The following is an 11,540-nucleotide window of genomic DNA, read 5'->3' as shown; positions in this document are numbered from 1 at the left end:
TACTTTGTAATCTGATACCTATCCTGGATAAGGCGGAAATGCGAGAGGTACCGGAGTGGTTACCAGAACAGCCTGCGTCCGGGTGCGCACGCCAAGCTTGTTGTAGATTCGGTTCAGGTACACCTTGACCGTGCCCGGCGAAAGCCCCATCTGATCCGCGATCTCGCGATTCATGCAACCCAGATGAAGCAGTTTGACCATCTCGATTTCTTTGGCGGTCAGTTCATAACCGTCGATGTCAAGCTGCGCCTCTGCTGCTTCGCCATTCCCTTCCGCTTTCAGGACGGACAACAGCTCGGCGGCGTAGGATTTCAACGCAGGTTGGTTATCGAATGCCGAATGGACCATCATTTCTTCCAATAACCGTTGCATCCAGCCTCCTTCGTCCACGAAAGTACGGGTATAACGAAATGGCATCACACGTTGAAGGGCAGTAGAGATTCGTTCTGCCGCTTGTTTTCTTTTACCTTGAACCAGATCCCCCCAAGCTTGCAGGACTGACGACGAGACAGCCACGTTGGCCATGCCGGATTCCTCTGCCAGCAGGGAGAGCTGCATCAGCAGCCTCTGCCCTTCATCCGCCCTGCCCTGGGCAATCAGCAGCCTTGCAAGAACAAGGGTCTCTTGAATCGACCCTAAATGTACCCGATGATCCGGGGAAAGGTGTATCTCCTTGAAACGCATTTCAGCCTGATCCACGGCTCCTTCTGCCAGGTCCATTTCGGCAAGAAACGTTATTAAAGACCGATGCCATGGCATGTCGGATACGCGATCCATTCGCTGAAGCGTCTGTTCGACGATCACTCTGGCACCTGCACGGTCTCCCGACGCCACACTTAACCGGGCCATCATCAAACGGACGGGAACGAACAATCCCGGAACTTTCAAATAACGCCCCTTTGCCGTAATTCGGTCCAACAGCGTTCTGCATCGATCCAGATCATTCCACTCGTAGTATCCCTCGACCAATGACTGCATGACATATTGGCACATCAGCGATTCTTCCCATCCATTCTGTTTCAGGATCGTTGTTATCCTTTGCCCCAGCTCTGCCGTCGTTTCTGTCAAGACGCCCCCGAGGCCAAAGGTAGTATAGCGGACGAAGGGCTGGTTGAAGTTATAATTAAAATCGAAAAAAACCGGGTCCTGCGGAAGCCGAAGCTGAAAAGATTCGGCAAACCGAAACCATTCCTGGAATTGGCCAGAATGAAACGCCGCATTTCCTTTGACGAAAAACAGTCCGCTCAAGAGCTCCAACTGTTCCGGCTGCAAAGGTGTTCCGAACAATTCATTTTCCATCGTTTCCATCATCGTACGCGCATCCTCGTGCTTGCCCAGCACCGAGCTTACGAAAACACGGACCAGCCTGATCCGGTCTGACACCGGAAACTTTGCCGGGAAGCGCGCAAGCCAATCATGGAGCAGGGAAAATTCCCCCCGCTGAACGAATCCATGAAGATGCTCCTCCAGGATTGCGGAGGCTGTATCATAAGCTTTGCCTGCAAAAGCAAATTCCACCGCTTCTTCATGCCAGCCCATGCGTGCATAAGCCTTGCTGGTATTCCGCTTTAATTCAAGCCAGCGCTCCGGGGAACGCTCTCTTAACCTCGTTTCGTAAAAATGGCCGACCAAATGATGATAACGAAAGTACCCTCCTTCAAGGGGGATCAGAAACAAGCCATTACTTTGCAAAAATCCCAACTTTTCTCCGCAATCCGCAAGACCGGTTACCTCCTCGCACAACATGGCATTGAATCTGGCCAAAGCGGACGTTTCCAGCAAAAAACGTTGGACCTGTTCATCCAATCCGTTCCATATCTCTTCCAACAGATATTGTTCAATATATTGGTCCATATCGAGATGCCGAACCCAATCGGCCCACTCCCCGCTTGGCCGCTGCTGAAGGGAAATCAACGCCAGCTGAAGACCGGCAGCCCAGCCTTCCGTGCGCTTGATCAGCACATTCACCCATTCCTTGGGAAGTTCTCCACCCAGGATCGTTTTGCACATTTCCTGCGCCTGTTCGGCCGTAAACGCCAATTGGAGTGCATTGACTTTTCGCAGTTTGCCCTTGACGTTCCACGTCTGCCATCCCTTAAGGGGCGGTTCTGAACGTGAACCGATCAGGACGTGAATGTTCGCCGGCAAATGATGAAGCCAGTAATTCAGGGTTTCATGAATCTCTTCATTCCAGATTACATGATAATCATCAAGGACAACACAAATCGATGGTTGGATATCGTATACATCGTTAAGATACTGGTCCAGAAACGGTTTCAACGAGCGATCGGCATACTCCGCAAGCAGCGATAACAGACGGTCACTCGCGCCCGCCGTCAGGTAGGGATGCAGCATATGTACGAGGTAACGCCAAAATCTCCGCAAATCATTATCATGTTCATCCAGCGCATACCATGCGATCTGGTGATTGCCGCTGTGCGCGATCTGCGTCATCGCTGTTGTTTTCCCACTCCCGGCAGGTGCGGTGATCAAGGTGATTCCTTGAGGCAAATCTCCTGCTGAAGGTGGTTGAATCAGCTTTCGGTTTATCCAATGTTTACGGGGTTCAGGGACTTCCAATTTGTATTTCATGATGTCGGGGTTCGCTCTCAATGTGTTGCCTCCGTTCGGGATAATAAAGAACCAGAATGCAGCTTGTTACGGTCATAACTAAATTGAAAACGAAATTCGGCTTTCATTCAAGTCCTTCGGCTAATCTTAGCATGCAAATGCACACCTAATTCGACGCCCTTGCCGGCAAGAAGCCGCTCAAGCCCTAGCGAAGCACCTCGTTATGTACTGCCCGTAAACGGACAACGGCCCGGACACCCTTGATAGCAATCAGGGTTCCGGGCCATTTATGTTTGTTGAAAATCATGTCAAGCCGACCATATGCTCCAGCATGTACTCATACCATCTTTTTGCGCAAGGAGGAAATATAGCGACCACGAATGATGAAAAAGTAAAGGGTCTGCAAGCCGAGGAACGCCCCGAAGACGCTCAAAACGGGCACCGTATAATCCGTAACGCCGAATTGGGTCAGAAACGGTTTGACAACAACGAGCGTTTCGACGATGGCCGTCAGCATCGGGAAGAAAAACAGGATCGCAATCTGCACGGTGGACGAACGTTTCATCTCCTGAAAACTCAAACCGATTTTCGACAAGCCATGCACCATCCTCCCGTCCGCCTCCAGATCGGTATGCAGCCTGAAGTACAGGAAGCTTGCCGAAGAGATGGAGAACACAAGACCGATCATCACACCCAGAAACGTAATGATCGAGGTGGCTTCCCGCGTATTTTCAAAGTTGGCGTATCGGGTTGCCATGTACCCGGAAAAATCGTATTTCTCGGGATCCATTTGCATGTCGTCGTCCAATGCCTGCAATTCCCTGCTAATCCGCGCCTCGGGCGAATGGTTGGCAGGTATGTCTTTGCCCCATGACGGAACGCTGTACAACAAAACGTTGGCTCCGGAATTCTTTTCTCCCACTTGTGAAAAGTCCTCATCCGGCAGAACCAATACGCTTGAAGCAAACATGGTATCCCAATACATAGCGTCCTTTATCGACTTGTCAATCTGAACGTGGGTTGAACCCGATTCCTGCTGGAGCGTCATCATGTCACCGGCTGCATAAGAATGAAATGTCGTATGGCTGTCCATTTCCGCAGAATTGCGCGAGTCGATAAATATCCCTTTGCCGGACGCGAGCTGCTCAGCCTGCTTTCCGCGAAGTGCATTGATGCGATTGTAATCGCTGAGCGACAACAGTGCCGTATGGCTGCCCTCCGCTACGCCCCAATCATAATGTACGTAAGCTCGTTCATAATTTACGCCTGCCTGTTTGAAAACAGAATCAATGATGCCAAAATCCTCGCCTTCCTTAGCATCGTAGATGCGGTACTGAACCGGGAACTCGCTTTCCCGAAACTTCTCCCGATTATCCTGGTCCAGCGATAAAATGACGACGGCGCTCATCGAAGCCAGGGCGATCACGACCGTAACCATGAACAGCATACGTGCGTTATCCTTGATTTTGTACGCCATTTCCGACACCCACAAGAGGCGTGTCCCCTTCCATCCCCAACGCCGGCTTCGCTTCAATAATCGCATGACCAATACCGAGAGCTGGGAGTAAAAGAAGTACGTTCCCGCAATGCCGCTAATCGCAGCGATCAAAATGTTCACCTCTTGCAGGTCATCGTACAGTGCAATGAACCCGGTCGCCAGCAATCCAGCGCCGATCAGCGAGAACAGCCATGACACCCTCGGTTCTTTTTTCGGCCTGCTCGTTCCGGTCAATAGATCCAGCGCGCGCCTGTTTCCAATAAACGCCAGGGTAAAGAGCGAAACGCCGACAAACAAAAGCATAAACGCCCCTACCGTCAGTCCAATCGCCTTCAGTGGAAAATAGAACGGCAGATCCTCCATGCCAATGAAACGGGTGGCCACCATGAGAAACAATTTGGATAAAAGCATGCCGCCGGCAATGCCTGCCACGATCGACACGGCTCCGATCAGCATATTTTCCAGCATGATCAAGCGCCGGATCTGGCCCGGCGCGGCACCAAGAATCGTTAAAATGCCGAACTCCTTATTTCTGGACTTCAGGAATGCGCCGATCGAATAGATGACAAAAAAAATGGCAAACACGTATACAATGCCTGATGCAATCCCCATCCCCACCGATGTCGTCTCTCCCATGGGCATAGCCTTCACCGAAGGATGATAGATAAACATCGCATAGGCAAAAAAGATCATGACCATCACGACACTGCTCAGGAAAAAAGCAATGTACGCCCGCCCGTTGCGGCGAATGTTGTTAAATGCGAACTGAGGAAAGCTCATGCGAATTCCCTCCCCAGAAAGATAACGTGTCGATGATGCGCTGGAAAAACGTCTGGCGGTTGTCACCCCGGTGCACTTCGGCCGCGAGCCGGCCATCTTTGATGAATACGATGCGGTCACAGTAACTGGCCGCAAGCGGATCATGCGTCACCAGCATGATCGTCGTTTTTTCCTGCTGGTTGATCTGCTCCAGCGCTTCCATGACGGCCTGGGATGATGCCGAGTCGAGCGCTCCCGTCGGCTCGTCCGCAAGCACCAGGGACGGTCTGTTGATGATCGCCCTGGCGATGGCCGTCCGCTGCCGCTGGCCGCCGGAAATTTCGAAGATGCGTTTGTTCCGAATCTGATCGATCCCCAGCCGGGTCGTGATCGCTTCCAGCCTGTTCTCCATCTCTTTCAGGCTGACGTTGTCCAGCGTCAAGGGAAGCACGATGTTTTCGGCCACGGTCAACGTGTCGAGCAGGTTGAAATCCTGAAACACAAATCCGAGCTCACGGCGGCGGAATCTGGCCAGCTCCTTTCTTTTCATCGCAAACGGGTTTTGTCCATTGATCTTCACCTCGCCCGAGCTTGGGTCGTCAATCGTCGAGACCATGTTGAGCAGCGTTGTTTTTCCACTCCCCGAAGGTCCCATAATGCCGACGAACTCCCCTTGCCGGATGCTCAGATGTATATCGCTAAGGGCTTGGGTCTGCACCTTTCCCGGGTAGGTTTTGTTTAAAGCCGTAACTTGAAGCATATCCATTTTCTCGTGTTCTCCTTCGTGATTGGTGTGTTACATTACAAGCATATCCGACCGCAACTTGCCGTACCATCGATTTACCTTAAACTTTCCTTACACGGCCTTTAAGGTTGTGTTCCCATCACAAAAAGGCGCTTCGCCCCAGGCAAGCACCTTGCTAAACCACGATTAAATCTCACTCATTTCGCCATATCCCAACTGAATCGCACCAGGGTGCCTTCCTCCGGCCCAGAAAACAATTCGACCCGGTTGTCGAGGCGTTTGCTGATTTCACGTACCAAATACAGGCCCATCCCCGTCGATTCATGATACTGCCTGCCGCGCTCCCCCGTAAAATACGGATGGAACACCCGCTGAATGTCTTCGGCCGAAATACCGATGCCCTGATCCTGGATGTCCAAAATGATGCGATCATTTTGCGAATAAGCGGTCAAGGTGATCTTTTTGTCCGAACCGCCCTCCGAATAGTTGACGGCATTGGTTAAAATCTGAGTCAACATAAAGCGCAGCCATTTGGTATCGCTATATATTTGCCATTTCGGTTCAATATGGATTACTGGTATCACTCCCTTACGGATAAACAGGCGGCGGTTTTCGGCGATGCTGGCTTTGACACTCTCCAGCAACGAAATTCGCTCTACCCGGAAGTCTCCTTCGAACTGTTCCAGCCTGGACGAGTGCAGCACCATTTCCAGCCCTTTGCGCAATTTGTCCAATTCGTCCTGAATGCTGCCGGCGGTCTCGTCTTCCACATCCTCCAACGTGAGCTGAATGATGGATAACGGCGTTTTCATTTGATGCACCCAGCGGTTCATGAACACGGTCTGCTGTTCGCTCCGTGCCCGCAGTTCATTGATTTCGTTCTGCTGCCGGCGTTCCAGTTCAGATACCAGATTCCGGGTTGCGAGCGCAAGCTCCGCATCGCCGAGCGAATGATACGGTTCGCGAACGAGCCGTTCCGGCTCCTGAAGCGCAAGGTACACTTCACGAAGCTGGATATAGCGCACGACCAGATACACCGCAAGCACCGCGGTGCCAAGCAGTACGCCGTACAGCATGATGCTTGGCGGCCTCTTTTCGCCGGAAACCCAGTATACGCACGGAACAAGCAGCATTTGAACAACATAACATCCGAGCAGAAGGCGGTGGTCTTTCAGAAAAAGCCTCATGCGCGTCTTCCCCATTCGCCATCAAGGTCAAGCAAGCGATATCCCACACCCCGCACCGTTTCCAGCGCATCTCCCGCTCCTAGCTCTTTCAATTTCCGGCGTACCCGCGTAATATACACGTTGAGCGTGTTGTCGTCGATGAAATGCTGGTCCTCCCACATCACATCGAGCAACCTATCCCGGCCGACGACCCGTCCCGCCTTGTTCATAAGCACCTCCATAAGCGCTGCTTCCTTCTGCGTCAATTCGACCGAGTTTGCTTGATGCTCCAGCACGTATCGTTCCGGATACAGCACCAACGCGCCATTCGCGATTTTCGGTTCTTGCTGAACGGCGGCATACGTTCCATAGGCTCTGCGCAGCTGGCTCCTGATTTTGGCAAGCACGACTTCGTATTGAAACGGCTTCGTGATATAGTCGTCCGCTCCGTTCTCCAATGCCATCACCTGATCCATGCCGCTGTCGCGCGCGGAAATGAACAGGATCGGACAGATCGAATGCGTGCGGATTTGCCTGCACCAATAAAAGCCGTCATATTGCGGTAAGTTCACATCCATCAATACCAGATCGGGTCCCCGTTCAGCAAATTCATGCAAAACATCGCGAAAATCCCGCACCATATGCACCTGAAACCCGTTACGGGTCAAATATGCGGCCAGCAGCCCGGCAAGCTTGGTATCGTCCTCAACCATCAAAATCGATTGCATGGTCAACCCTCTTTCCAATCCCTGACATCACTTACTTCATCCAGTCTACCATTCTAGCCGGAATTGATATGGAAATAAAGGGCCGGCGGTCAACTAGCTCTTAGATCACCAATTGCCCACGCTTCTCCGCAAGGCTGATCGTCGCTTCGATGCCTGAATTGAATTCCAGGAAGTCCTGCTCCACCCCATCGCTGAAAATAACCCCATCCTCCGGCATCTGCGATACAATACGAAGGGGCTGGCGCGAATGGATCTGCCCGAAGACAAGGTCTGCCGACGTCGTTCGGCTCGGAAACGGCTCGCGCACCGTGAAATACAAATACGGTGCATCCCAGCCGAATGGGCTGCTGATGGAAGCTGTTTGGCGATAGGTTTTATCCGAGTCTTCATTTCCATGCTCCCTGTCCTGCAGCTGCATCCAGGCCTCGGAACGAGTGATGCCGGATGCCCCGGCCAGCACGCTTTTGAACCAGCCCGTCGATCCCATGCCCGTCGACACGATGATGCCGCTGGAAGATTGCCGCTCATGGGCCGGGCCAAGATGCATTTCATATCTGGCGGAAACATGGGTTTTGCGGCCAATGAACAAATCGTTGACGCCGTACAGCACCTGCCCGTCGTTCAGTTCGGCCTTGGCCAGCGTCACTTCCTTTACCTGACGGCGCTTTTGCATGACATCCGGGATGATCAGCCCCAGATCCTCGGTCGTAAAAGGCAACAACACGCCTTCCCATCGCAAAGGATCCGGATTGACGCCAATCAAGGGCTGGCCCGTGACATACTTGAGCGTGTTTGCCACCAGGCCGTCCTGACCGACAACGACAACGATATCCTGCTCGCCAAAAATGAAGTTGGGCACATGCTCCCGCTCGACGACCTGCACTCGCCCAAGCTGCGCCAGCTGCTGCCTGACTTGCAACACCGCCTGCTGATAACGTCGGTCTTCTTCCATGTAATCGCTGAAGTCCGCGCCCATCCGCTCGATATAAAATTGGGCTTGCTGCACGGTATTGTACCTGACGACCAGTTCCTCAAGCCTTGTTTTGCGTTTGATAAGAACCAGCTTGTTTTCGGTCATTCGCCCCTGTTCCGCAGCTGGCGCTCCGGCGTTCTGTCCGCTGTGTCCCCATCTCATCTTGCCCGGCCTCCCTGCTCGCGCGCAGACGGGGACATCAGTCCTTGCAACAGGTCCGGCGAGATGTTCAGCTGCCCGATTTTGCCGGCATTCTCCGCAAGCTCCTGAAACGCAAGCGCGATCAGCTTATCCGAATTCATGCCCATGTTGGCCATCGCCTGCAGCACGGCCGGTTCCACGTCCTGCAGCGATTTCATGACGGCCGCGAGCGCATATGCCTTCGCGTCCGCTTCGGCGTTCTGATTCGCCACCGTCAGCTCGATGAGCTGCCGTTTGCGTTCCTCCATGCCTGTGTCGAACTGCAGCTGCTCCTGCTGCATCTCGTTCTGCTTCTGCCTTACCGAACGCTCTGCCTGCAACTGGGTTTCACGAATTTGCCGCTTTTTCGTTTCCACCGCGATCTCCGTATTCAATTCGTTTTCCTTCACTTTGCGTTCCTGCTCGATGGAGGCATTGCGACGTACATACAGCGCTTCGTCGGCCTGGCGCAAAATCTCTTCCCTCGCCTGTGCTTCCAAGGCACGCATCGTCTCCTTATTGGGCAGAATGGCCAGAATGGACAGCCCCATTAATTCCACGCCAAGCTTCTCCAATTCTTCGCTCTGGGCCACCTCTTGTTTCATATTGCGCGCCAGCCGTTCGCTCGATTGGATGGCTTGGCGCAAGGGCATCTGTTCCAGATGTTTTTTGGTCAGCACTTTGGCGATCGTGATCACCCGCTGGTCCAGCTTGCCGGGATCGTCGGAAATATGCTGGTGTTTGCGCAAATTATAGGCATAATTGAGGCTCTGGGTAATTTTCATGTAATCCACGATCCGATAGCTTAACTGCCCCTGAACGGTAACCGTCTGATAATCGGCGGTAATCTCTTCGAACATAAAAGGCACATCCACGGACGAAACCGGCAGCACCACGACCGAAGTCGTCGGCTCATAGTAATAGAACGACAAACCTACGCCCTGACGCTGTACTTTACCGTTCTTGATCTTCATTACGTACTCGCTGGGCTGAAACTTGACGAAGCGAAAACCAAACATCGCTCATTCCCCATTTCTTAATATAGTCATTATGATATTATCGAAATGATAACAAACAAGAACGTTAATGTCAATATGACAATATCACTAAACGTAAACAGGTTTCTTCCTTTTCGATCTTGGACGCGAGAAGGCTTCCATGCTCTGATATGCAAGTATCATTTTTAGAAAAAACAAAAAGCGAAGGCCGTAAAAGCCATCGCTTTATCAAACACCTATTAATCTTCGATCATTCATCCAGAATCATTTCTTCTTCAATGCTTCGGGCATTTTCATCGCTCCAACAATGCTTTTGCGTTTCTCAGAAGATTTCTTTGCCCCTTTTGTAAGGCCTGCAGCAAATACTCGCGCTATTTTTTGATTCAATTTAATCACCTCCTTCCCGTTTGGTCCATACTGGAAGGATGAGAATGGCTTGAATAAAAAATGCCCATGTTATTTCCGGTGATTTGACTGCAAAATTGGCGACTACGAGCCCGGCTGAAATCCATTTCAGCCATCGATCCCACGATGTTGGATTGACATACTCAAATTCGTTTGGCGCATAAAGCAATACAATAATAAGACTGATTGCATTCAGTACAAGCATGGCTTCTACATTCAAATGGATCAACGGAATGATCGCCGCAACAACTCCCGTTACAACAGAGCAGATCGTTATCGGCAGATGCACTCCGCCTGAAAACTTTCTCAGCATCACAAATGAAAACAGAGCGATCAGAGCTCCGATAAACGTCCCGAATGCCAAACCTAAAAGGATTGTCAATAACAACCCTGTATACCAGTTAAGACGAAGGCCCAGCTCGTACTCCAAAATTTCAACGGTTCCAGGTCCTTCAGGATCAGCTGCTTTTATGCTTAGCGCGATACGCCTCGACAACCGCTCTAATATCACCTCGTTCCCTCCTTATGGAAAAGAAATAGGAAACTCCAAACGTTAGAATGGCTAGAACTAAAAGCCGTGTTGGATCAGAGCTGTACAATAAGATCAACGTCATGCAGATCATAAATGCAGAAATGATGGTTCCTATTAAGTAAGGTAAATTAGTGCTGGATAGGTAGTTCTCTTTTGTCAAAAAGTCATGCGGTGGCCTGATGATAAATGAAAACCCATAGTCGAAGATGGAGAGCACAAAGCCGATCGCATAGGTAATCAGGATGGAAGCGGACTGAAGCAAATAAACCATACTTCCCTCATTCTGCTGCATCACGCTTATGTGCATAACATCAAAAAAATGAAACAGATGGTAAATGGCCATTTGTATTGCTGCATAAGCGGATATTCCCGCCCCAGCTATAAAAGCAGACAAGTGCACTTTCAGCTCCATCCCAAACCGTAAAAAAAGCACGAAGAAAATATACTGCAAAGGTAAATCCAGCTTTGGCGACTCTAAAGTAATGCGCATCATATACGAAAATGTAGAGATAAAGAAAACGAAATATGTAATTTTGACGCCATACGCTCTAAACGGTAACATGTACAGTTTCAGCATCAATAACAACATCGCTAATGCATCAAAAAATCCAAGGATAATATAAATGACCACGGCAACCTGGCACCATCCCTATTAGAATAACTATTGTAGTTATTATAAAGGAACGTATGGCAATTCCATAGCCAATTTAATACAGATGGATACCCCAAATCGCTATCATTTCTTCTTTTGTAATAGGAACATTTGTTCTTATTATAATGTAAATCCAGCATTTTTGTAAAGGATAATATTGTTATTTAGAAAAGGATACATCATGAGTTCTCAGAAACGATGTTTCAACTGATCGCTGTCATGTTGCTGATTTGGCGAGGATTTCAGCCCACGTTCGTTCATAAGCTCATCCCGCTTCAATCTAAATCATCGTCATTACCTCACAAACATCATACATAATTGAAACTTTTTTTG

10 protein-coding genes are annotated in these 11,540 nt (G+C 50.5%); all 10 read right to left on the bottom strand.

The features are described from left to right. Positions 1-18: 18 nt before the first annotated feature. The gene (locus L6H98_RS00195) at positions 19-2,613 is read right to left on the bottom strand and encodes a LuxR C-terminal-related transcriptional regulator (RefSeq protein WP_236411942.1); all 2,595 of its coding nucleotides are present in this window, start codon (positions 2,611-2,613) and stop codon (positions 19-21) included. Between the two features lie 295 nt (positions 2,614-2,908). Next, a complete protein-coding gene (locus L6H98_RS00190; protein ID WP_236411940.1) occupies positions 2,909-4,849 on the bottom strand; it encodes an FtsX-like permease family protein in 1,941 nt (646 codons plus the stop codon). Continuing rightward, the gene (locus tag L6H98_RS00185) at positions 4,824-5,594 is read right to left on the bottom strand and encodes an ABC transporter ATP-binding protein (protein ID WP_236411938.1); all 771 of its coding nucleotides are present in this window, start codon (positions 5,592-5,594) and stop codon (positions 4,824-4,826) included. Before L6H98_RS00185 ends, L6H98_RS00190 begins: the two co-directional genes overlap by 26 nt. Positions 5,595-5,770: 176 nt before the next feature. Further along, positions 5,771-6,760, bottom strand: coding sequence for a sensor histidine kinase (locus L6H98_RS00180; RefSeq protein ID WP_236411937.1), 990 nt, complete (start codon positions 6,758-6,760; stop codon positions 5,771-5,773). After that, positions 6,757-7,467: a response regulator transcription factor gene (locus tag L6H98_RS00175; protein ID WP_236411935.1), complete on the bottom strand. Its 711-nt coding sequence runs from the start codon at positions 7,465-7,467 to the stop codon at positions 6,757-6,759. Before L6H98_RS00175 ends, L6H98_RS00180 begins: the two co-directional genes overlap by 4 nt. Positions 7,468-7,567: 100 nt before the next feature. Further along, positions 7,568-8,602, bottom strand: coding sequence for a sugar kinase (locus tag L6H98_RS00170; RefSeq protein WP_236411934.1), 1,035 nt, complete (start codon positions 8,600-8,602; stop codon positions 7,568-7,570). Beyond that, positions 8,599-9,639 (bottom strand): SPFH domain-containing protein, encoded by a 1,041-nt coding sequence (locus L6H98_RS00165; RefSeq protein WP_236411933.1) that lies wholly within the window; start codon positions 9,637-9,639, stop codon positions 8,599-8,601. The genes L6H98_RS00170 and L6H98_RS00165 overlap by 4 nt, the downstream gene beginning before the upstream one ends. A gap of 243 nt (positions 9,640-9,882) precedes the next feature. After that, positions 9,883-10,005 carry a hypothetical protein gene (locus tag L6H98_RS31225; protein ID WP_290371397.1) on the bottom strand — a complete coding sequence of 41 codons (123 nt, stop codon included), beginning with the start codon at positions 10,003-10,005 and terminating at the stop codon, positions 9,883-9,885. A 1-nt stretch (position 10,006) separates the two neighbouring features. Then, the gene (locus tag L6H98_RS00160) at positions 10,007-10,534 is read right to left on the bottom strand and encodes an accessory gene regulator B family protein (protein WP_236411932.1); all 528 of its coding nucleotides are present in this window, start codon (positions 10,532-10,534) and stop codon (positions 10,007-10,009) included. Beyond that, complete coding sequence (locus L6H98_RS00155) at positions 10,482-11,186, bottom strand: hypothetical protein (RefSeq protein ID WP_236411931.1); 705 nt, start codon at positions 11,184-11,186, stop codon at positions 10,482-10,484. The genes L6H98_RS00160 and L6H98_RS00155 overlap by 53 nt, the downstream gene beginning before the upstream one ends. Positions 11,187-11,540: the final 354 nt, after the last annotated feature.

The organism is Paenibacillus sp. JJ-223 (assembly GCF_927798175.1).
Classification (GTDB): domain Bacteria; phylum Bacillota; class Bacilli; order Paenibacillales; family Paenibacillaceae; genus Paenibacillus; species Paenibacillus hubeiensis.
The sequence above is the reverse complement of the archived record's forward strand: the minus strand, read 5'-3'. Positions and strand labels throughout refer to the sequence as shown.

Excerpts from the sequence above, each read along its gene's own strand:
- L6H98_RS00190 (WP_236411940.1), bottom strand. The coding sequence starts at position 4,849 with ATGAGCTTTCCTCAGTTCGCATTTAACAACATTCGCCGCAACGGGCGG.
- L6H98_RS00185 (WP_236411938.1), bottom strand. The coding sequence starts at position 5,594 with ATGGATATGCTTCAAGTTACGGCTTTAAACAAAACCTACCCGGGAAAG.
- L6H98_RS00180 (WP_236411937.1), bottom strand. The coding sequence starts at position 6,760 with ATGAGGCTTTTTCTGAAAGACCACCGCCTTCTGCTCGGATGTTATGTT.
- L6H98_RS00175 (WP_236411935.1), bottom strand. The coding sequence starts at position 7,467 with ATGCAATCGATTTTGATGGTTGAGGACGATACCAAGCTTGCCGGGCTG.
- L6H98_RS00170 (WP_236411934.1), bottom strand. The coding sequence starts at position 8,602 with ATGAGATGGGGACACAGCGGACAGAACGCCGGAGCGCCAGCTGCGGAA.
- L6H98_RS00165 (WP_236411933.1), bottom strand. The coding sequence starts at position 9,639 with ATGTTTGGTTTTCGCTTCGTCAAGTTTCAGCCCAGCGAGTACGTAATG.